The organism is Thermococcus sp. GR6, assembly GCF_012027415.1.
Classification (GTDB): Archaea; Methanobacteriota_B; Thermococci; order Thermococcales; family Thermococcaceae; genus Thermococcus; species Thermococcus onnurineus.
Genome location: NZ_SNUM01000002.1, coordinates 679,786 through 698,477, shown reverse-complemented (window position 1 = coordinate 698,477; position 18,692 = coordinate 679,786). Strand labels below are relative to the sequence as shown.

Genomic DNA, 18,692 nt, shown 5'->3' with positions numbered 1-18,692 from the left:
GGAGGGCAGTACACCCGGGATCGCTGGCGGGCTTAACTTCCGGGGTCGAAACGAGACCGGGTGTGACCCCGCCGCTATGACCGCCGTACCGATACATACCTCCCGCGGTGCATTTATAAATCTTACGGTCGATGAAGACGGATGATGGAGAAGGAGATACTCGAACTACTGAGACTGGAGCGGATGAGGGAGCCGCTGAGCCCTAGCAGAAGGGTTAGGGAGTTCCAGATGAGACTTCAGAGAATAAAAAACGGCGAAGAGACAGAGGTAGCAGGTTTCCTGCTCGCGAGGAAGCCTCCCCACGCCCCAAGGGATGCCGCCTATTACCTCCTCTCCCCGCTCTCTCCATCGGAACTGGAGGGTCTGGGGGAGGACGAGTTCAGGACGTACCTGATCGTTCGAGCCACAGAGAACACCAGGGTAAGCGGGGAAGTCAGGCCCGGGAGTTACGTGCTTGTCAGAGGTATCATAGACGCTTATCCCCTCGGCAACCTAAGGATGATCCACGCGAGCTCCATTGAGGGAAAAGACTACTCGGACTACTGGAAGGACTACCGCGAGTTCGCCCTCAGCAGGCGCGAGGTCGCTGAGCTTTTTGAAAGGACGATCTACGTCCGTGACGACATGAGGAAGGCCCTCATATACTCCCTCTACGGTGTCCCCTACATACCGGGAGAGAACTGGGGTGAAGGGTTTGAGTTTACGGTGTTTAAATACAGAGACGATTCTGGACTCCTAGCGCTCTGGAAGGCCCTCAAGTACTTCTACTCAAACCTCCCCTGGGAGGTTCGCCTGAACAGGGGAAAAGCCATCGAAGTGGACGATCCCCTCCTCGGGATAGACTTCAGGCTCGGAAACCCGAACAGGAGCAATATGAGGTACTACACACCACCTACGAAGAGGGGCACGGTCAGCCTGCCCAAGTGGGTCACTGAAAGAATAGTAAGCAAGCGGGCAATTGGTCTGCTCCCCAAAAACGTTGATGCAGATCCCCTCGACAGGATGGCAAGGATATCCGAGACGCCCTTCGTGCTTGTGCCCTCGGAGGAAAAGCCCTACTTCGAGGAAAACAGGGAGTTCCTCCAGCTCATACCGAACCTTCTCGTGACGGTCTTCACCCAGAGAGAAAGGTTGAGATCACTCGACTGGGAAAAGACCCGCGTCGTTGAGGAAGAGTTCCTGAAGTGGCTCAGGGAATCAAGGGACGATTATGGGGATCCATTCAGGGCTTTAATCGCCCCCCGCGGGCCGATGAACATCAGGCTCAGGATGGAGCTGGGAAGGAGGGTTTTCGGCTCGATAGTCCGGTTTAACGGGAGGATCACCAAGAGGGCCGCCAGAGAAGTCAAGTTGATAAACGAAGCCATAGTAAACGACTGGATGGTCGTTCTCCACGATCGCCCTGCCGAAATGATAAAGCTCCTGAGAGAATACCAGATGTACGTCCCCGGGACGCTCAAGGCCCAGAGGGCCCTGGAGATACTCCACGACCTGGCTTCGGTAAGTCCCTCAAGCGAGGTAACAAGGGAGGACTTCATCCGCGAGCTGATGAAGGACGGTTTCTCCAGGGAGGACGCTCTGGAGATAACTGAAAGGTTTATAGCCACCGGTTACGTTTACGAGCCATTTCCCGGAAAGCTAAGGCTGGTACGGTGATACCATGTCAAAAAAGAAGTTCATACGCCAGAGAGAGCAGCGGGAGAAGAAGAGAATAGCGAGGGAGAGAGTCAACATTCTCTTCACACTCGCCGAGCGCGTCTTTCCCTACGAGCCTGAATTAGCCAACCGCTACGTCGAAATAGCCCTGGCCGTCCAGCAGAAGGCCAAGATAAGGATGCCAAAGAAATGGAAGAGACGCTACTGCAAGAAATGCCATTCCTTCCTCGTTCCCGGCGTCAACGCTCGTGTGAGACTGAGGAGGAAAAGGATGCCTCACGTTGTGGTTAAATGCCTCAACTGCGGGCACATCATGAGGTATCCCTATCTGAAGGAGCAGAAGGAAAAACGAAGGAAAAATACTGAGAAAAGGAAAGGGAATGATTTGAGCATCTGATTTAAACTCCACATATCGGAAGTCTGTTGATGGTGGTGCCCAACGTTAAACAATGGAAGTTCAAGGCCTTCGAGGCCTCTCTCTCGGGACACTCCTTATGGCGTCCCTGCCGTTCCTGTAGGCTTCCTGAATCATACTCTTTATCTGGTTCATAAGCTGCTTTGCAACGTCGTACTGGCCGTTCTGGATAGCAACCCTGAGCTGCTCCATTAGGGCGTTGATCTGACTTACATCAATGCCAGCCTTCTCTATAACCCGTATCTGAGCTTCAAGCTTCACGAGCTCCCTCTCAAGGGCCATCTTCTCGCTGTTCTTTATTGCTATCCTCATCTCGCCGTTCGCTGCCTTGAGGCTGAACTGGGTCCTGACCTGGAGCTCGAGCATGAGCCGGTAGGCGTAAGTGTAGTTGCCGGCCTGAAGGGCCTGGTTAGCCTTCTCCATAGTCATCTCCATGACGCGAACCTGTTCCATGAGCTGGGTGGCGTTGGTGGCATTGGCTATCTCCTCAATGGCCCTGAGCCTCTCCCTGACCTGAATCATCAGCTGGAGCACGGTCTCCTTGGTAACGTTGACCTGGACTTCGTTTGTGGTGCAGTTGCACTCCTTGAGCTGCTTCCTAACCAGTTCCATGGTCATTTCAGAGGCATGGGTGTGAACCATGGTCATGTTCCTTATCTGGAACCTCTCCATCAGCAGGGTGATGTTCGTGGTCTTGTTAACGTAGAGTATTATGGCCCTGTTCTGAACCGCTATCCTGAGGGCGTTCTGAATTGCCAGGCTGTCGTTTCCAGCTACCACAACGCTTCCGTTGAACTTAAGGCCGAACTTGACCGGGGCCTGGGTCATGACTATGAGGTTGGTCTCGTACCTGTTCTGACCACCCCAGCGTTCCACTATAATACCTAGCTCTTGCAGGTCCGTAACGTACTCTTCCACCACCGCGTCGGGACCGCCTATTATTATGACCTCGTCCGGAGCGTAGCTCATTATCTCGGCAGCGACGTTCGGGTCGTAAACACCCCACGTAGTCGTCACAATGACCGCACCCGTCTCGTTGGCCAAGTACTCCGCTATGCACTTGTCTGCAGCGTTGTCGGTGACGAGTATCACTGTTACGCTTTCGGTGGCCGCGCTGACGCCTGTGAAGCTTACTGGCATTGCTAACATCAGCAATCCGAACAGGATTGCCAGGACTTTCTTTCCCATCATAACACTTCACCTCAGTTATCTTTATGAAAAAGGACATATTTAAGCTTTTTTCAGGAAATCGTCCAGTTGTGTTACCAATTGTTTAGAAAAAAGTGTTGAGATCAGATTTTTATCCAGTAACTGTTAACAAAGGTTTCTCAATGTTTAGCTGCGTTTAAAAATCAAGGATTCACCGCCAAATCTAGAAAACGGCTGAGATGTGGAAGGCCAAACAGATATCAGCACGGACTTATTTGGTTATAGCAACTGCTCGGACTGGACTACCCGAACCCATCCTAACTTTCAGTGGAAATGCTATGAATGTGAACTCTTTCCCCACCAAAAGCTCGAGGTTGGTAAGGTTCTCGAAGATCGGTACCTCCTCACTGAGGAGTATCCTGTGCACGGCATCATCCCCTATGCTCATGGCATCTGTTCCAACAGCTCTAGCCCCCTCCGCGACAAGGAACAGGGCGACTTCAGGTGATAATTCCCTTCCTCCAGTGAGAAACAGAACGACCCTCCCCAGGAATCCAGAGTCAGGCACCTCTTCAAGCCCTATCAGTCCTTCACCGCTCCGGACATCGATAACGAGGCCGGGGCCCATAAACTTCTCAAGGGGAAGCTCATCAACTGTTTTTCCCCCAGGTATGAAGTGCGCCGGCGCATCGACATGGGTCCCGCTGTGCTCACCCAGCTTTAAGACGTTCATGTAGTAGCCGTCACGTTCTATAACCGCCCAGGGCTTTATCCGTACCTCCGGGTCTCCAGGATAAACCCGGGTCTCCTCGGAGAGGGAAAGGGAAAGGTCGATTATCATGGAACCACCAATGGACTTTTAACGTTAAAGGATTAAAACCCTGCGGTGATAACGATGGACTGCACGAAGGATTACTGCGTCAAGGACATCAACCTGGCACCCAGCGGGGAGAAAAAGATAGACTGGGTATCCCGCTTTATGCCGGTTCTCCAGAACATAAGGAATGATTTCGAGAAGAGGCAGCCCTTCAAAGGGGTTAAGATCGCGGCAACACTCCACCTCGAGATGAAAACGGCATTTTTACTGCTCACCCTCAAGGCAGCCGGTGCAGAAGTTTCGGCCGCGGCGAGCAATCCACTTTCAACCCAAGACGACGTTGTTGCGGCTTTGGCCAAGGCTGGCGTTAAGGTCTACGCGGTGAGGGGCGAGAGCCTGGAGGAGTACTACGAGAACATGCACAGGGCGCTGGATATTAGGCCGAACATAATAATAGACGATGGGGCAGACATGATAAGCGTCGTCCACCGCGAAAGGACGGAGCTGATAGAAGAGGTTTGGGGTGCCAGTGAAGAGACCACGACCGGCGTTATAAGACTCCGCGCAATGGAGAAGGACGGCGTGCTGAGGTTCCCGATAATAGCTGTGAACGATAGCTACACCAAATATCTCTTCGACAACCGCTACGGAACGGGCCAGTCCACGTGGGATGGCATACTAAGAACTACCAACCTGCTTATAGCCGGGAAAAATGTCGTCGTTGTCGGCTACGGCTGGTGCGGAAGAGGCATAGCTATGAGAGCCCGGGGACTCGGAGCAACCGTTATCGTTGTCGAAGTTGACCCGATCAGGGCTCTCGAGGCAAGAATGGACGGCTTCATGGTCACGAACATGCTCGAGGCTGCAAAAATTGGCGATATCTTCATTACGGCAACCGGAGACATCAACTGTATCCGCAAAGAACACTTCGAACTCATGAAGGACGGTGTTATCCTTGCCAACGCCGGCCATTTCGACGTTGAGATAAGCAAACCCGACCTAGAGGCACTGGCTGTAGAGATAAACCAGCCGAGGCCAAACATCACCGAGTACAAGCTCGCAGATGGAAGAAGGCTCTATCTCCTCGCGGAGGGCAGACTCGTCAATCTGGCTGCAGCAGATGGCCACCCTGCCGAGATAATGGATATGAGCTTTGCTCTGCAGGCTAAGGCGGCCGAATATATCAGAAATAACCACGAGAAGCTTGAGCCTAAAGTCTATGTGCTCCCAAGAGAGATAGATGAGATGGTGGCGAGGATTAAGCTCAAGGCAATGGGCATCGAGATTGAAAAACTCACGGAGGAGCAGAGAAAGTACCTTGAGAGCTGGGAACACGGCACATAAGGGGCAACGTTAATTTTTACTCACACAGATAATACAGAAGCCCTGCCGAATTTTATTCATTTTTGAAAACTCTTTTGTTGCTACTTGTAACGATAAGGGCTGCTATCAGGGCAAAATCTGAGGAAAATCTTTTATACATAAATCTATATCCAGCTGCGGTGGTACCCATGAAGAAGTTTTCAACCATATTCGTGGTGTTAGTAGTACTGCTTAGTCTACCCATGGTTGCCTCTGTCCAGCAGAGGCACGGCATAGACTACTCCAAGCCACTCTATGCAGAGGACGTAAAGATAGGATATAAAATGACCGTAGACTATATTCCAAGGGCCGCAGGATTCCGGGGCGGACAGGGCGGTGGAACCAGTGCCACAACGACAGCTACGGGCATTCTTGGAGCCCCCGTCGAGGGAGAGAAGTACGCGATAGTCATAGGCATCGCCGATTACCCAGGTACTTCAAGCGACCTTCAGTATACTGACGATGACGCTCAGCTTGTCTATGACACTCTGATTAACGTCTATGGGTTCAAACCAGAGAACATAATATTCCTTCTAAACATGGACGCTAGCTTCTACAACATATATAACGCAGTCATGGAGCTTAAATCAAAGGTTCAGCCTGGCGATGAGGTTGTCTTCTACTTCAGCGGACACGGTTCAAACGGAAGGGCAGAGGATGGAGATGATGAAATAATCGACGAAGCACTCGTTACCCATGACGGCAATCCAGACGGAAGCTTCATCCTTATATGGGACGGCCAGCTCAAAGCATGGTTCGAGGACTTCCCAACCGACAGGATAATATTCATCTTCGACAGCTGCTACTCCGGAGGAATGACCGACCTGGCTGCCGAGGGTAGGATTGTGGTCATGGCTTCCGGAGAGAGGGAGTTCTCACTTGAGAGCTCTGAATGGCAGCACGGCCAGTTCACGTACTACTTCTTCCTTGAAGGCATAAACTACGGCTACGCTGATGTCTACGACCACGATGGAGACCCCACCACCCCTGACGTCACCGTCGAGGAGGCCTTTGACTACACCCTAGCCAACTGCGAGCAACAGACACCAGTCATCGTGGACGGCTTTACCAACGATCTCCTCCCGTAAAGCGTTTAACTCCCTCTTCTTTTCTTCTTCTGGTGGTGTTATGGACTTTGGGCCCTTTAAGATTATTCCCGTTGGCAGAGTCAGGAAAGAAAACGAGAAAACTTGGCTTGAACTCTATCCCGAGTTCAGCGAAGCCGTAGAAGGGCTTCGAGAGGGAGATTGGATAAAGCTCATCCTCTGGTTCCATGAAAGCGACACGCCCGAACAGAGGAGCGTCTTGAAAGTTCATCCCTACAACAACACTAAAAATCCGCTCAAGGGCGTCTTCGCCACTCGCTCTCCCGTTAGGCCAAACCCTCTGGCAATTTATGCGGTCAAAATCCATAGAATAAAAGGAAACAGGCTGTACATAGACTGGATTGACGCCCACGACGGAACGCCAATAGCCGACATCAAAATACTCGTCGAGAGGCACGACTGTCCAAAGGAAATACCCATCGAGGAGTGGGAACTCGACATCGGGAAATCGCGGCAGGTGGGAGAGATAAACCTGATTCCGAGGAAGGACGAGCACCTCGACGAGCTGGAGGAAGTTTCTCCGGATGAATACGACGCTCTTGTGGTCGAAATCGGACCGAAGACGACGGTTCTAACTGCAAAAGAACTCGTAGAGCTCATTGAAGTGTTGGAGGAGTTCTACGACAAACTGCCCGTGGAAATTAAAGACAAGCTCAAAAAACGTGAAGGGCGCTCGCATTGAGGCTCACGTAGATCTCTTTCCTTTTTTCAATTCCTATCCCAACATACAAAGAGCTTGAAGATAGAACTCTTCAACTGGACTCCGCACTTCACTGAAACTACCAGAGGAATGCCTAAAAGCGATTATTTAAATGTTTAAGCAAACAGAGACGTTAAAGTTTTTGTTTGTGCAGCCTTGCAAGCCCTTCCACCAACTCTTTGAAGTACTCGTAAAACTCGCTCTTCCTCAACGCTTCAAGAGCGCTCCAGAACTCGTCGAGATTCTTAAAGCCCGCCCGCTCGTATTCCAGTGCCTGAATCAACATTTCCAGCTTGTCGGCGAACTTAACGAGTCTGCCCTCAAGGCCGAGTCCTTCCTCGTATTCGCGCCAGAGCCTGAAGTACTCCTTTGCCAGGGGCCCGGCCTTAATGAACATCTCCATTGCAGCTTTCTTCTCGGCTTTCCCCTTATCGAGGTAGTACTGGGCAGTTAGAGGAACGTCCGTTATTCTTGCCTCTGCCAGATCGTGGAGTATTGCTATCTTGAGGGCCCGCTCAACGTCTATCTCAATTCCATTTTCCTTCAAAGAATCTGCCAGGAAAAGGGTTATCAGGGCCACACGGTAGCTGTGGTCAGCTATGCTCTCCGGATTTGAAACGCCCCTCAGAAGCCAGCCTGTTCTCGGCAGCTTCTTGAGGTTCCCTGCTTCAAAAAACAGATCGAGCATGCTCACTCCTCCGTGGTGAAAACGGCTTTTTCGGTCTCTATCGCGCTCGCCATTATGCAGTCGCCCAAGAACCTTCCGTAAACCCTCACCCACTCCCCTTTACCCAGACATGGGCTTCCGGAGAACTCGACCCTGATGCCGGAAACTTTAAACGTGGTTCTGTATCCAGGAAGTTCCATGGAGAGGAACTCAATCAAAGGCTTGTCCTCAATAGTACCCTCGATGACAACGTTCTTGCCCCTGAAACCCCCGGCATGGAGCTCATCAACCGTAACGATGTAATAATAATGATGACCGAGTTTCATCCTCTTGGGCATACTTCATCACCTTTATAGCCCGACTTCGAGTACTATCTGTGAGGTGAGGGTATGATAAAGGTTGCGATTATAGGAGCCGAAAACGTCGGCAAATCAACGCTCATGAACGCCCTCATTGGGGGTAAAATTTCAGAGGTGGAGAACCTTCCAGGAACCACAAAGGGAACCATAAGGCGGCGCTTCGGCAAACTGAAGATACCGAAGAGCATGAAGAACCCGATGGGCGGTGCAGATGAGTTTGTCCTCATAGACACGGCCGGACTCTTCGATCCACAGAGGGAGCTCAGAGGGAAGGTTCTCAGTGAGGAAAAGTTCAAGGAGATTATAGGGGAGATAATATCATCGGACATCGTCATCCACATGGTTGATGCGACGGTCGGCCTCCACAGGGGTATGGAAAAGCTCCACCACATGCTCAAGTTCAGATACGAGAAGCCAATAATAGTGGTCATCAACAAGATAGACCTTGTCCCAAGGGAGCGGGTCGAGGAGCTGAGAAGGGTAATAAAGAAGCGCCTTGAACAGGAGGCCATCCCTCTCTCGCTGGTCACCTATGAGGGCTTCAACGATCTGCTGAAGGCGTTAGCCTATTACGCCCAGTACGTCTGATCAGCACTTGCATATCTTTACCAGAACTTTTCTGTGTCTTGGCCCATCGAGTTCGACGAAGAGTATCCTCTGCCAAGTTCCAAGCAGGAGCTCTCCCTCGTCTATGGGCACGACGATCTCTGGGCTGAGGAAGAGGCTCGCCCTTATATGGGAATGGGCGTTGCTATCTATTGAGTCATGACCGTAGCCGGCCCCTTTAGGAACAAATTCCTTCATCTTGGCCTTTATATCCTGGAGGAGCCTCTCCTCATTCTCATTTATGAAGAGGCCCGTCGTCGTGTGCTTGGTAAAAACAACAACGATGCCGCTCGTGACGTCACTCCTCCAGACGAGGTGCTGAATTTCCTTCGTTATGTCTATTATCTGAAATCTCTCCTTCGTGGGCACCTCAATCTCGAAGAGCATTCACTTCACCACGCGGAGGTTCTTCCGGATACTAATAAGGACTTCCTCCGGACTTTTAATATCCCCAGAGACTACGGCCCTTAAAAGGACTGCCTTCTCATAAGCCCCAACGAGCTCGATTCTGCCGTTATCAATAACCTCCGAGCGCAGCGTGTTGTATATCTCCTCGACGGCGTCCCTGAACAGAAGTTCGTCCGAGTAAACATCATTGTTGGTTAAGAGAAGGGTTATGAGGTCGCCTATGAACTCGACTTTACTCTCCTTCCGCCCGATCAGTGCTTTGAGCCGTTCCATGACCTAACCCTCCCCGGAAGCTCACGCTCAAGCGCTTTGATGAGTATCTCCGAGATGAGTATCGAAGAGAACCTTGGATCCCTGACTTCAACGGCGGTGTCAATGGCCTTCTCAACCTCACCATTCTTGACCAGATGATGGGCTATGTCCGCCATCACTATTGAGCGAAGCTTTCTGTCCTGGATGAGAGTCCCAACTTTCATTGCTCCCTCGAGCTTCCCAACGAGGACGTAGTAGCGGGCTATCTTGGCCCATACTTCTTCGCTTGGTGTGCTCTTCCCTATTGCCTTAACGATTTCCCAGCTCCCCTTTTCCGGCCTCTCGAGGATTCTGTTCATCACAGCCTTACCAACAGCATCCGCTTCCTCTTCATTCAGCGCGGATATGAACTTGGGGAGAACGTCATGGTCTCTTTCCAGAAGTTCCAGAGCCATCTTCACGAGAAGCGACTCACTGTCCTCGAGACGCCTGATGAGCTTGACAGCCGGAACACCCTCTCCGGTGAGGGCAAAGGCAAGGGCAAGCTCCACAGTGAACTCCTTCCCAAAGCGGTCTATGAGCTCGTTGGCCACCTCCTCGAGAGAATCTATGTAATGGCCAAGAACCTCCTTATCCTTCAGGTAGAAGGAGACCTCCTTAAAGGCCTGCCTGGCCCACTCTTTAACACTGATTGCTCTGATGAGGGCTATCCCATTCTCATAGCTTCCAAGAATCATATAGGCCTTAATCAGCTCAAGAAGGGCCTTGGAGCGGTAGGGTTCAGAATCAATATACTCCAGGGCAAGCTTACTTCTCCTGAGGCGGTAAGCGACTTTCAACTGCTCTTTTCCGATCATCCGGGTGTTAGTGCGTATTATTTCTAGTAAAACCTCGTTCCTAAGCTTCCTATTGCTGATTTCGAGGGCATACGTCACGGCCTCACCTATTTCGCCGAGGAAAAGCATGTAAGTGGCAGCGCTCTGCATTATTAAATCCCGCTGAGGAGCTGGAAGAACGCGGGAATCCTCGAGAACCTCTTGGTATATCCTCTTGGCCGATTTGAGGCCAGCCTTGCTGAGAGAGTAGCCAACCGAGAGAAGTGCTCGGAACATTTTAACAGGCTCGTCGATTTCCTTTGTAGTCTCCACGGCCCTCAAAAAGGCAGTCTTGTAGTTGTTGTCCTTCGCCTTTGCCAGCCTCTCGCCGATTTTAGCGTAGGTAATCGATTTGATATAGGGATCCTGAATTATTTCAACAGAGGCGAGTATCTCCTTAACTAGCATATCCTTCACCCGTAAGAGTAAATTGCCCAGGGCTCATTTCACCAAAAATACACGTTCGATGTTATTAAACCTAACCCTCGGAACTTTTTTAAGAGTTTGACTCCATGGAGAGACCATGTACGCAGTAATATTCGGTAAGAATCCCCGCCTCAGCAAGGCAGAGTTTCACGCCTTCGCGAGGAGGTTTCATCTAAAGGTTAGGCCAGTCGAGAGCGGGAGGGACTGGCTGGTTTTCGAGGCTGATCCCAACGTAGAAAGATATTTTAGGTGGCTCGGAGGCTCGCTGAAGCTGGTTAAGATACTTGGTGAGGGAGAGGGAACTATACGGGAGTTTGAATACTCAAAGCTTTTCACAGTGAGCCTCTACGGCAAGAGCGACTGGAAGCTCTGGCGGAAGCTTGGGAGCGAGATAAAGAAGGAGTTCAAAGTCGAAGGTCCCTCAAAGTTCTTCAAGCCGGCCAAAGTTTACGCCATGCCGGCCGAGCTCATCCTCAAGGGATTTCCAGAAACTAAGGACTTTGTATTCCTCTTCGGCGAGAGTCTCTGGGTTGGAGAGACGATTAAGGTCACTGACCCCTTTGAGCTGAAAAAGCTTGACGTCGAAAGGCCGATTCAGAGGCCGATACTCTCCATTCCACCCAGACTGGCGAGGATAATGGTGAACCTGAGCGAGGTGAGAAAAGGCAACTTCCTCGACCCCTTCTGTGGCATAGGAACGATAATCCAAGAGTTCGTCCTCCAGGGGCTTTCAGCTTACGGAAGCGACAGGGACGAGAAAGCCATTAGAGACGCCAAGAAAAACTTAGCGTGGCTTAGGAAGGAGTTCCACCTTAAGAACTCGGCCCATCTTGAAGTCTGCGATGCTAGGAAGCTGAAGAGGTGCCTCAGGGCAAGGTTTGACGCCATAGTCACGGAACCCTACCTCGGCAAGCCCCTCAAGAGGAACCCGAGCAGAGGGGAGGCGATAAAGCTCGCCAACGAGCTTGACCGCTTTTATTATCCGGTCTTCGAGAGCTTCAGTGAGATTCTCAAGAGGAACGGAAAGGTTGTCTTCGTCTTCCCAGCCTACAGGCTTTCCAGCGGTGGAATCTATAGAAAAGACAGGAAGTGGCTCGGGAAACTCGGCTTTGAGGTCCTGGGCAAATACACCGACTATGAAAAGAGGCACAAGCTGGTCAGAGACATTCACGTGCTGAGATACAGAGGTTAATCCCCGAGCAGCCTCACGTGCTCCTGCTTTATGCAGCGGTGGGCAACTGCTATAAGTCCCGCTTCTTTCGCCTTTTTGAAGGCATCCCTGTTGTAGGTTCTAAACTGGAACCAGACGACCTTGGCGCCCTTCTCTATCGCCTGCTCAACGTAGTCCATCGTGAACTCCGGTCTGACGAAGAGGTCGACGATTTCAATATCATCGGGAATGTCAAGAACGCTCGGATAGCACTTCCTGCCGAGGACCTCCTCGTAGCGCGGGTTCACCGGATAGACCTCGTAGTCATGTTCAAGCAGATAGCGCATGACGTCGTTCGCATCGCGCTCCGGCTTCGGGGAAGCTCCAACGAGAGCTATCCTCCGGTACTTGGCAAGTATCTCCTTAATGTCATCATCAGTCAGTCTGTCGACGGGCATTACCCTTACCATGCTACCACCGGAGAAACCTGGAAGTGAACCTTTAAAGGGGTAACGGGAAAGTTCCTTCGGTGGGAAGATGCCCCTTTACGAAGAAACTGTATCGAGCAGGATGTTCCAGCTTCTGATGGTCCTCCCCATGGCGGCAATGCTCTGGGGAACGTACCAGACGTACCAAGCCGGAGAAGGGTTCGAGATAATGGTGGCCTCCACCATCGGGGCTCTTATAATCCTGCTGGACGTCATGGCAATTAGGATTGAGATAGACGACCGTGAGCTGAGGATACGTGGTGTTCTGGGGCTCTTGATCAGAAAGACGATCTCATTAGAGAATATCGCGAGCTTTAGAGTTGGTAAGAGCTGGACCCTGTGCTACGGAATGATACACTTCAACCTTCCCGCCAAAGGCTGCGTCACGATACGCCAGAAACATGGCTGGAGCGTTTCCTTCACAACGAACAGACCAGAGGAAGTCGCGATGGTTCTCTCTACTCTGGGCATTCCACGAGAACCTTAGTGCCCTCAACGGCAACGACTTTCACTTCCTCACCTCTCCTGGCAGTTCCATTTATGCATTCTGCCTTCCAGAGCTCGCCTTCGAGCTTGACAAGACCTTCGGACGTTAAATCCTCAACAACCACCGCAGTCCTGCCTATCAACACCTCAACGCCGACTTCCACCTTTCTGTCGAAGGTATTGAGAAGGAACGGGGCGATGACTATGTCCTTGATCAGGAGTACTCCCAAGATTACCAGCACGCCCCTGGTGGGAACGTTTATGCCCATTGAGGGGAGAACGATTAAGAGCAGAACGGCCACAATAAGTTCGTCCGCCATCAATGCGAGAAGCTTGAGAATATTTCCCTTTTTCATTCCCTTCCCTCCAGCCAGCGCCAGTATTCGTTCAACTCAACGATCCTCCACCAGTGTTTGAGCTCCCTTCTGGCGGTTTTGTAGTCAGGATAAAACCTTCCGACGAGTTCCCAGAAGGCCTTTGAATGGTTGAGATACCTCAGGTGAGCAAGCTCGTGAACAACAACGTATCGCTTCAGATTTTCCGGAACGACTATGAGACGGAGGCTGAAGCTCAGGTTTTTCCTCGAAGAGCAGCTTCCCCACTTGCTCCTGCCGAGCCTCACGTAGATCTTTCCGGGTTCGACGCCCATCTTCCGGGAGTACTCACCGATAAGCTCGTGGAGTTCCCTCCTGAGGCGCTCTCTGAGGAGCGAGATCATCTGTTCGGGCATCGGAGGGAGGACGACTGTCTCGAACCGGTCATGTATCTTCGGCTTTCTACCAGGGATGACGCGGTAGAACCTGCCGTCGAGGGGAAAACCCTTTTCCGCTTCTTTCCGAGCTTTTTCAACCTCAGCAAGTTTCTCCTCAAGCCACTCCCTGTGCTTCTCGATGAAGGAGTCGACGTCAAAGCCGGCTGGGACTGTAACAACCACCGTCCCATCCGGTCGGATCTCAAGCCGGGCGTACCTCACTGGCCTCACACGGAGCTCATAGTCCATTCCGCTCACCTTTTAAGGAGAGTTACAGAAAAGAGCTTATGAAAGTTGAGGTTCTCAAGAGAAAAGCCAAGAGCATCTACACCCGCTCGAAGATTCCGGGAGTTAACTGGACGGTTAACCAGTACGTCGGCTGTGCCTTCGCCTGCAGGTACTGCTACGCCAAGTTTCTGTGCCGGTGGAGAGATTACGGCGAATGGGGAAGCTGGGTAGAGGCAAAGACCAACGCACCAGAGTTCGCCAGAAAGCGGGTGCAAGGAAGCGTTGTGATGTCAACCGTCAGCGACCCCTACCAGCCGATAGAAGCCGAACTGAAGCTGACGCGGCGAGTTCTCCGCTACATGGACAAGAGAAACGAGCTGTCCATATTGACGAGGTCACCGCTGGTCACCCGCGACATAGACTTATTCCGGGAGTTCCGCTCGATAGAGGTCGGTCTGACGATTAACGGCTTTGATGGGAGGGAAAAGAGGCTCTTTGAACCGCTGGCACCTCTGCATAAGGCGAGAGTAAACGCGCTCCAGACGCTTTACGATGAGAGCGTAAGAACCTACGTCTTCGTGAGCCCAATAATCCCAGGAGTTACCGATGTCAGAACCATCGTAGAGGAGACACGGGGCTTGGCTGACTACTACTTCTTCGAGGTTCTCAACCTCCGCGCTGCCGGGAGGGAGTTTGAGAGACTTTTGATGGAGGAGTATTCCGAGAGCTATGAGGTCCTGACCGACAACGAGAAGTTTGAGAGCTTCATAGGAGCGCTGAAAAAGGAGATAAAGGCGCTGAAGGTTCGAGCGGAGGGGGTAGAGACCCACAGGGAGGGGTGGGAGTTCGTTCCGCTCTGATCACCACGTCACACCAAGCAGTTCTCCACCATAGGCGAGCCATATCAGGAGGGCAGTTGCAAATGGAACCGTGAACTCGTCGTAGGCCGACGGGATGGGGAGGCTCTCCAGAAATACCGCAATCATGGCCACCAGTCCCAGGAACGGGAGGGAATACTGCATACCAAGGACTCTGTGGGCAAAAACCAGCATGACCAGAGAGACCACGAACATAGTAACGCTCCCAATGAGGGTCTTTCTCCCGTTCCACGGGATTCTCGGCCCGCCCACTGCCCGGCCCACTATCGCATTGAAGCAGTCGCCGAAGGTCGAGACCCACAGCGCTGAAAGGGCGGCTATCTTTGGAAAGATTGAACATATCATCGCCATCGTAACCCAGAAAAGGAAGCTCCCCAGATAGTTATAGGCCTCGTCCTCCCTCGCCATCTGACGGTAGCTCAGGTCTGCTACAGGGACGGTAAAGCGCCAGCTCCTCCTGAGCTTGAGATGCTGGAGAGTGTAGAGGAATGCGAAACCCCACACCACCAAGAGCGTTACCCACCTTGGCGTGAAGACGATTATCGGAGCCCCCAGTATTCCCGGTGAGATATGCCAAGCCTTTCTTATCAGTTCCCTTCGGGATATACGGTTCATGATTTCACCCCGGAAATTTAACGCGGAAAGTCTTATAGAACCTTCGGTATTCCAAACAACGGCAACCCATATAAGCTCCAAAGAGCAGTTAACGTCAATGTGGATCCAGTTCGAGCGCATAATAACCCTTAAGGACGAGCCCCAAAAACTTGAAAGGTTTCTCTCAGAGCTACGGTTCGTTCACTACGTTAAGGGTCCCAACAAGGAGCTCTGGAGCTACGCTCCCCATTTCGTTAAGGAACACTACGAGGGCTATTTCTACCTGGTGGACTTCGAGGGAGAGAGCTTCCTCATAGCCTCAACGGTGCCCCTGAAGCTTCCGGTGATTCCCTCAAAGATAACCAAGTTCGAAGGAAAGAGGGAGTGGGTTGTGTTCCGTGTCAGGCTACACTTCCTCGACCCAACTATGAGGACGATTTCACCGCACAGGGTCATGAATATCAGCCTTGGCTCAATACTTGTGCTTTTAATAGGGACAGGACTCTTGATGTGGCTCAGAGACTTTGTGACACTTATCTTCGTGCTCGCCTTCTGGGCAGCTCACATCCTCCCGGGCAGTTCCCAAGAACCAATAAGAATCGGACAGAGGATAGTCGTGAAGAAAAGAGGCAAGGCCACCAAAGTCGTGGATACCGTTTTTGCACTCTGGATGTACTGGAATATCTCTGGACAGATGCTGTACCAAAGCTTTCTCAAGGCATATAACCAAGACCCATCCGGTGCTCTCGGTGCCCTCGCCTTCATCGTGCTCCTTTTCAGTCCGCTCGTTAGCCTGTTCCTGTGGATAAAGAGGCAAGGAGAATGAATCATGACCTTGGAATCACCGCTATCACCAGCGAGTTGACGTTCGTCCCGGTCGGGCCGGTTTTGAGGAGCGCACCTACTTTTTCGAGGGCCCTGTAGGCGTCGTGTTTCTTAAGAACCTCCTCCACATCTATTCCAGCCTTTTTGAGATTTTCAAGGGTGGATCCGTCAACAATTCCCCCGGCGGCATCGGTGGGACCGTCGGTTCCGTCGGTGTCAAGAGCCAAAACTACGGCGTTTAAGCCAGCTATCTTCCTCGCTATGCCCAGCGCGAACTCCTGGTTCGGGCCGCCGAGACCAGCTTCCCCTTCAATCGTGACTGTCCACTCACCGCCGGCTATCAGAACAGCGGGCCTCTCAAAGGGCCGGTTTCTCGAGGCTATCTCCTGAATCAGCGAGCCGATTGCGAGCGCTACCTCCCTTGCCTCGCCTTCAAGGGTGGTCGTCAGGATGTGGGCATTAAAACCGAGCTCTTCGGCCTTTCTCTTCGCGGCCTCACACGCTATAGCCCCGCTCCCCACTATGAAGTTGTGAACGTTGGGCAGATCTTCTTTGAGGGTCTCCTCTGCTTCTCCCCGGAGGCCTTTTTCTATGTGCTCCCTAACACTCTCCGGGAGCTTGTCCCACACACCGTAGAGCCTCAGAACCCTGTGAGCATCTTCAAAGGTGGTGGGGTCGCTCACAGTTGGTCCAGAGGCTATGGCCTCCAATGGGTCACCGACGACATCCGAGAGGATTAAACTTACAACCGTCCCCTTCACGAGCTTCGCCACTTTTCCGCCCTTCACCTTGGAGATGTGCTTCCTGACGGTGTTTATCTCGTAAATCTTCGCCCCACTTTCCAAAAGAAGCTCGTTCGTCTGTATCTTGTCGTCAAGGCTTATGCCGTCCTCGGGGAGAGTAAAGAGAGCCGAACCTCCACCTGAAATCAGGACAAGAAGTAAATCCTCTTCCCCAACTTTTTCCGCGAGCTCAACGCCAGCCAGTGCGCCCCTCATAGAGTTCTCATCTGGGACTGGGTGGCCTGCCTCGATTACCGTGATTTTCGGGTCGTCCACGCAATTTGCAGCGTATCCATATTTTGTGACGATGAGGCCTTCCGCTATCCTCTCACCGAGAACCTCATAAGCGGCTTTAGCCATCGCGCAGGCAGCCTTGCCGAAAGCGAGGAGGTAAATTTTTCCAGAAACCCTAAATTTCTCCCCCTTAACAATCAGCCACTCCCCATCAAAGTCGAGGGAGTTTTTCACTGCCATATAAGGATCAGCCGCTTTGAGGGCGGCGTTCATTATTTCGAAGGCGACGGTCTTAGTGTCCCCAATCATCATTTCCTTCCCCCACAACCGGCCAGCCTAAGAGAGGTCCTTATGCGGTTCGCTTCGTCCTCGTTTATCCGCCCCTCTTCAAGGCCCTTTTCAAGAAGGTATTCAATGGTGAAGCACTGACCTGGCAGAAGAGGATTCCTCGTCAAAGCGTAGCTCTGCTCCCGTTTGTACATGAAGCGCCAGTCGAGTTCCGCCAAAGTCAAAAAGCCGACCAAGGCTAGACCATATGCGATGGCTATGAACTCAGCAAACGTAAAGCGCTCGGCTATGAACGCCCACCCATAAAGGCTCTTGGCGAAGACGAAGAGTATCATAAAGCTGTTCACTATACTGAGATAGCTCGCCGCCCGAGTTATCTTAAGCTTCCAAAGGACGACGTTGTCTCGGGCCTTTACTAAGTGCTTTACCTCCATATTCCCACCAAAAGAAAGATAGAACGCATCGTCCTTTAAGGGGATTGCGGAGAAAAATAGAAATCAGTCCAGCATCGCTAGTATCTTATCCACCTCGTTGGAAACCTCCACATCGAAAAGGTGTATCGTAGGCAGGAGCCACCAGAGACGGTAACTGTGGGCCTTACCTTTCTCACCGTAGTACTGGAAGACGAACCTTCCGAAGCCGGTCATGTCGCGGTGGAGGTCTCTGACTTCTCTCAGGACGCGTCTGACCTTAGGAGGATACTCCTCATAGGGTAGCGGGAGACTCTTAACGAAAACCCTATCCTTGAAGAAGTCGGTGGTCAGTCCCACTGACCAGACGTATTTCTCAAGCTGATTGAAACCCTTCCCAGTCCAGAAGCGATGGAGGATTATCCCGGGATCTTCCTTAGCCAATGGGAAGCTCTGCTCTCCCTCTTCTAACCAAAACTCGAGATAGGGCCGGCCTTTTTCAATTACTATCCTGGCCAGAAGCCTTGCATTCTTTGGGATTGCCTTCTGGGTCTCGTCAATGTGGTACTCCCTGCCCCTAATAGTGTAAGTCTCGCCCTCCTGCCTCTCACCAGCCTTTGAGACAAAGTAAGCCCTTTCGCCTTCTATCGTTCCGAGGTGGAGGTCGTAGCCCCAGGCCTTGAGATCCTTAAAGCGGAACCTCCTTTCGGCAGGAACAACGCCAGAGTTTTCAACTATGTAGTACCCTTCGAGCATTTTCATCACCAAAGGTTAATAAAA

At 51.8% G+C, this 18,692-nt stretch carries 24 protein-coding genes and 1 other annotated feature; of the genes, 10 read left to right on the top strand and 14 right to left on the bottom strand.

What is annotated here, in order from left to right; all coding sequences use genetic code 11:
• Positions 1-88, bottom strand: a sequence feature (5S ribosomal RNA rRNA prediction is too short).
• A 53-nt stretch (positions 89-141) separates the two neighbouring features.
• Entirely contained in the window at positions 142-1,656 is a 1,515-nt protein-coding gene (locus E3E32_RS10005) for a hypothetical protein (protein ID WP_240910612.1), read from the top strand.
• Positions 1,657-1,660: 4 nt separating this feature from the next.
• Complete coding sequence (locus E3E32_RS10000) at positions 1,661-2,053, top strand: ribonuclease P protein component 4 (RefSeq protein ID WP_167731553.1); 393 nt, start codon at positions 1,661-1,663, stop codon at positions 2,051-2,053.
• A 60-nt stretch (positions 2,054-2,113) separates the two neighbouring features.
• Here E3E32_RS10000 and E3E32_RS09995 read toward each other — a convergent pair whose 3' ends face one another.
• Positions 2,114-3,262, bottom strand: a complete 1,149-nt coding sequence (locus E3E32_RS09995) for a cell wall-binding repeat-containing protein (protein WP_167731552.1) — start codon at positions 3,260-3,262, stop codon at positions 2,114-2,116.
• Positions 3,263-3,491: 229 nt separating this feature from the next.
• The gene (locus E3E32_RS09990; RefSeq protein ID WP_167731551.1) at positions 3,492-4,061 is read right to left on the bottom strand and encodes a cyclase family protein; all 570 of its coding nucleotides are present in this window, start codon (positions 4,059-4,061) and stop codon (positions 3,492-3,494) included.
• A 54-nt stretch (positions 4,062-4,115) separates the two neighbouring features.
• Between E3E32_RS09990 and E3E32_RS09985 the strand changes: the two genes are divergently transcribed.
• The 3 genes from E3E32_RS09985 (at position 4,116) to tsaA (ending at position 7,187) form a co-directional block, all read left to right on the top strand.
• The gene (locus E3E32_RS09985) at positions 4,116-5,381 is read left to right on the top strand and encodes an adenosylhomocysteinase (RefSeq protein WP_167731550.1); all 1,266 of its coding nucleotides are present in this window, start codon (positions 4,116-4,118) and stop codon (positions 5,379-5,381) included.
• A 167-nt stretch (positions 5,382-5,548) separates the two neighbouring features.
• A complete protein-coding gene (locus E3E32_RS09980; RefSeq protein WP_167731655.1) occupies positions 5,549-6,487 on the top strand; it encodes a caspase family protein in 939 nt (312 codons plus the stop codon).
• 40 nt (positions 6,488-6,527) lie between these two features.
• Entirely contained in the window at positions 6,528-7,187 is a 660-nt protein-coding gene (gene tsaA, locus E3E32_RS09975) for a tRNA (N6-threonylcarbamoyladenosine(37)-N6)-methyltransferase TrmO (protein ID WP_167731549.1), read from the top strand.
• 151 nt (positions 7,188-7,338) lie between these two features.
• Here tsaA and E3E32_RS09970 read toward each other — a convergent pair whose 3' ends face one another.
• Positions 7,339-7,893, bottom strand: coding sequence for an HD family hydrolase (locus E3E32_RS09970; protein ID WP_167731548.1), 555 nt, complete (start codon positions 7,891-7,893; stop codon positions 7,339-7,341).
• 2 nt (positions 7,894-7,895) lie between these two features.
• Positions 7,896-8,210, bottom strand: a complete 315-nt coding sequence (locus tag E3E32_RS09965) for a GTP-binding protein (RefSeq protein WP_167731547.1) — start codon at positions 8,208-8,210, stop codon at positions 7,896-7,898.
• Positions 8,211-8,261: 51 nt separating this feature from the next.
• Here E3E32_RS09965 and E3E32_RS09960 point away from each other — a divergent pair, with 51 nt between their 5' ends.
• Complete coding sequence (locus tag E3E32_RS09960) at positions 8,262-8,819, top strand: Era-like GTP-binding protein (protein ID WP_167731546.1); 558 nt, start codon at positions 8,262-8,264, stop codon at positions 8,817-8,819.
• Here the strand turns inward: E3E32_RS09960 and E3E32_RS09955 are convergent, their stop codons facing one another.
• The 3 genes from E3E32_RS09955 to E3E32_RS09945 are packed head-to-tail and all read right to left on the bottom strand — an operon-like array spanning position 8,820 to position 10,780.
• Entirely contained in the window at positions 8,820-9,224 is a 405-nt protein-coding gene (locus E3E32_RS09955; protein WP_167711387.1) for a secondary thiamine-phosphate synthase enzyme YjbQ, read from the bottom strand.
• Positions 9,225-9,518, bottom strand: a complete 294-nt coding sequence (locus tag E3E32_RS09950) for a hypothetical protein (RefSeq protein ID WP_167731545.1) — start codon at positions 9,516-9,518, stop codon at positions 9,225-9,227. It abuts the gene before it with no gap.
• On the bottom strand, positions 9,497-10,780 hold the full coding sequence (locus E3E32_RS09945) for a prenyltransferase (RefSeq protein ID WP_167731544.1): 1,284 nt from the start codon (positions 10,778-10,780) through the stop codon (positions 9,497-9,499). Before E3E32_RS09945 ends, E3E32_RS09950 begins: the two co-directional genes overlap by 22 nt.
• Before the next feature lie 115 nt (positions 10,781-10,895).
• Between E3E32_RS09945 and E3E32_RS09940 the strand changes: the two genes are divergently transcribed.
• Positions 10,896-11,990 (top strand): TRM11 family methyltransferase, encoded by a 1,095-nt coding sequence (locus E3E32_RS09940; RefSeq protein WP_167731543.1) that lies wholly within the window; start codon positions 10,896-10,898, stop codon positions 11,988-11,990.
• Here E3E32_RS09940 and E3E32_RS09935 read toward each other — a convergent pair.
• On the bottom strand, positions 11,987-12,418 hold the full coding sequence (locus E3E32_RS09935) for a CoA-binding protein (RefSeq protein WP_167731542.1): 432 nt from the start codon (positions 12,416-12,418) through the stop codon (positions 11,987-11,989). The genes E3E32_RS09940 and E3E32_RS09935 overlap by 4 nt on opposite strands.
• A 67-nt stretch (positions 12,419-12,485) precedes the next feature.
• Here E3E32_RS09935 and E3E32_RS09930 point away from each other — a divergent pair, with 67 nt between their 5' ends.
• Complete coding sequence (locus E3E32_RS09930) at positions 12,486-12,923, top strand: hypothetical protein (protein WP_167731541.1); 438 nt, start codon at positions 12,486-12,488, stop codon at positions 12,921-12,923.
• Here the strand turns inward: E3E32_RS09930 and E3E32_RS09925 are convergent.
• Positions 12,895-13,278, bottom strand: coding sequence for an NfeD family protein (locus E3E32_RS09925; protein ID WP_167731540.1), 384 nt, complete (start codon positions 13,276-13,278; stop codon positions 12,895-12,897). The genes E3E32_RS09930 and E3E32_RS09925 overlap by 29 nt on opposite strands.
• The gene (locus tag E3E32_RS09920; RefSeq protein ID WP_167731539.1) at positions 13,275-13,922 is read right to left on the bottom strand and encodes a M48 family metallopeptidase; all 648 of its coding nucleotides are present in this window, start codon (positions 13,920-13,922) and stop codon (positions 13,275-13,277) included. The genes E3E32_RS09925 and E3E32_RS09920 overlap by 4 nt, the downstream gene beginning before the upstream one ends.
• Positions 13,923-13,960: 38 nt before the next feature.
• Here E3E32_RS09920 and E3E32_RS09915 point away from each other — a divergent pair, with 38 nt between their 5' ends.
• Positions 13,961-14,761 (top strand): radical SAM protein, encoded by an 801-nt coding sequence (locus tag E3E32_RS09915; RefSeq protein WP_167731538.1) that lies wholly within the window; start codon positions 13,961-13,963, stop codon positions 14,759-14,761.
• Here the strand turns inward: E3E32_RS09915 and E3E32_RS09910 are convergent, their stop codons facing one another.
• Positions 14,762-15,394 (bottom strand): diacylglycerol/polyprenol kinase family protein, encoded by a 633-nt coding sequence (locus tag E3E32_RS09910; RefSeq protein WP_167731537.1) that lies wholly within the window; start codon positions 15,392-15,394, stop codon positions 14,762-14,764. It lies immediately after the preceding gene.
• Positions 15,395-15,491: 97 nt separating this feature from the next.
• Here E3E32_RS09910 and E3E32_RS09905 point away from each other — a divergent pair, with 97 nt between their 5' ends.
• Positions 15,492-16,199, top strand: a complete 708-nt coding sequence (locus tag E3E32_RS09905; RefSeq protein ID WP_167731536.1) for a hypothetical protein — start codon at positions 15,492-15,494, stop codon at positions 16,197-16,199.
• Position 16,200: 1 nt separating this feature from the next.
• Here the strand turns inward: E3E32_RS09905 and E3E32_RS09900 are convergent, their stop codons facing one another.
• The 3 genes from E3E32_RS09900 to E3E32_RS09890 all read right to left on the bottom strand — a co-directional run bounded on the left by E3E32_RS09900 (position 16,201) and on the right by E3E32_RS09890 (position 18,668).
• Complete coding sequence (locus E3E32_RS09900; protein WP_167731535.1) at positions 16,201-17,526, bottom strand: glycerate kinase; 1,326 nt, start codon at positions 17,524-17,526, stop codon at positions 16,201-16,203.
• The gene (locus E3E32_RS09895; protein ID WP_167731534.1) at positions 17,523-17,936 is read right to left on the bottom strand and encodes a hypothetical protein; all 414 of its coding nucleotides are present in this window, start codon (positions 17,934-17,936) and stop codon (positions 17,523-17,525) included. The genes E3E32_RS09900 and E3E32_RS09895 overlap by 4 nt, the downstream gene beginning before the upstream one ends.
• Positions 17,937-17,999: 63 nt before the next feature.
• The gene (locus tag E3E32_RS09890) at positions 18,000-18,668 is read right to left on the bottom strand and encodes a TIGR00703 family protein (protein ID WP_167731654.1); all 669 of its coding nucleotides are present in this window, start codon (positions 18,666-18,668) and stop codon (positions 18,000-18,002) included.
• Positions 18,669-18,692: the final 24 nt, after the last annotated feature.

What these genes read in the sequence shown, in the direction of transcription:
- E3E32_RS09965 (WP_167731547.1), bottom strand. Translation starts at nt 8,210, where the DNA reads ATGCCCAAGAGGATGAAACTCGGTCATCATTATTATTACATCGTTACG.
- E3E32_RS09970 (WP_167731548.1), bottom strand. Translation starts at nt 7,893, where the DNA reads ATGCTCGATCTGTTTTTTGAAGCAGGGAACCTCAAGAAGCTGCCGAGA.
- E3E32_RS09935 (WP_167731542.1), bottom strand. Translation starts at nt 12,418, where the DNA reads ATGGTAAGGGTAATGCCCGTCGACAGACTGACTGATGATGACATTAAG.
- E3E32_RS09925 (WP_167731540.1), bottom strand. Translation starts at nt 13,278, where the DNA reads ATGAAAAAGGGAAATATTCTCAAGCTTCTCGCATTGATGGCGGACGAA.
- E3E32_RS10005 (WP_240910612.1), top strand. Translation starts at nt 142, where the DNA reads ATGATGGAGAAGGAGATACTCGAACTACTGAGACTGGAGCGGATGAGG.
- E3E32_RS09960 (WP_167731546.1), top strand. Translation starts at nt 8,262, where the DNA reads ATGATAAAGGTTGCGATTATAGGAGCCGAAAACGTCGGCAAATCAACG.
- E3E32_RS09905 (WP_167731536.1), top strand. Translation starts at nt 15,492, where the DNA reads ATGTGGATCCAGTTCGAGCGCATAATAACCCTTAAGGACGAGCCCCAA.
- E3E32_RS09980 (WP_167731655.1), top strand. Translation starts at nt 5,549, where the DNA reads ATGAAGAAGTTTTCAACCATATTCGTGGTGTTAGTAGTACTGCTTAGT.
- E3E32_RS09895 (WP_167731534.1), bottom strand. Translation starts at nt 17,936, where the DNA reads ATGGAGGTAAAGCACTTAGTAAAGGCCCGAGACAACGTCGTCCTTTGG.
- E3E32_RS09915 (WP_167731538.1), top strand. Translation starts at nt 13,961, where the DNA reads ATGAAAGTTGAGGTTCTCAAGAGAAAAGCCAAGAGCATCTACACCCGC.
- E3E32_RS09985 (WP_167731550.1), top strand. Translation starts at nt 4,116, where the DNA reads ATGGACTGCACGAAGGATTACTGCGTCAAGGACATCAACCTGGCACCC.
- E3E32_RS10000 (WP_167731553.1), top strand. Translation starts at nt 1,661, where the DNA reads ATGTCAAAAAAGAAGTTCATACGCCAGAGAGAGCAGCGGGAGAAGAAG.
- E3E32_RS09940 (WP_167731543.1), top strand. Translation starts at nt 10,896, where the DNA reads ATGTACGCAGTAATATTCGGTAAGAATCCCCGCCTCAGCAAGGCAGAG.
- E3E32_RS09950 (WP_167731545.1), bottom strand. Translation starts at nt 9,518, where the DNA reads ATGGAACGGCTCAAAGCACTGATCGGGCGGAAGGAGAGTAAAGTCGAG.
- E3E32_RS09995 (WP_167731552.1), bottom strand. Translation starts at nt 3,262, where the DNA reads ATGATGGGAAAGAAAGTCCTGGCAATCCTGTTCGGATTGCTGATGTTA.
- E3E32_RS09990 (WP_167731551.1), bottom strand. Translation starts at nt 4,061, where the DNA reads ATGATAATCGACCTTTCCCTTTCCCTCTCCGAGGAGACCCGGGTTTAT.
- E3E32_RS09900 (WP_167731535.1), bottom strand. Translation starts at nt 17,526, where the DNA reads ATGATGATTGGGGACACTAAGACCGTCGCCTTCGAAATAATGAACGCC.
- E3E32_RS09930 (WP_167731541.1), top strand. Translation starts at nt 12,486, where the DNA reads ATGCCCCTTTACGAAGAAACTGTATCGAGCAGGATGTTCCAGCTTCTG.
- E3E32_RS09945 (WP_167731544.1), bottom strand. Translation starts at nt 10,780, where the DNA reads ATGCTAGTTAAGGAGATACTCGCCTCTGTTGAAATAATTCAGGATCCC.
- E3E32_RS09910 (WP_167731537.1), bottom strand. Translation starts at nt 15,394, where the DNA reads ATGAACCGTATATCCCGAAGGGAACTGATAAGAAAGGCTTGGCATATC.
- tsaA (WP_167731549.1), top strand. Translation starts at nt 6,528, where the DNA reads ATGGACTTTGGGCCCTTTAAGATTATTCCCGTTGGCAGAGTCAGGAAA.
- E3E32_RS09890 (WP_167731654.1), bottom strand. Translation starts at nt 18,668, where the DNA reads ATGCTCGAAGGGTACTACATAGTTGAAAACTCTGGCGTTGTTCCTGCC.
- E3E32_RS09920 (WP_167731539.1), bottom strand. Translation starts at nt 13,922, where the DNA reads ATGGACTATGAGCTCCGTGTGAGGCCAGTGAGGTACGCCCGGCTTGAG.
- E3E32_RS09955 (WP_167711387.1), bottom strand. Translation starts at nt 9,224, where the DNA reads ATGCTCTTCGAGATTGAGGTGCCCACGAAGGAGAGATTTCAGATAATA.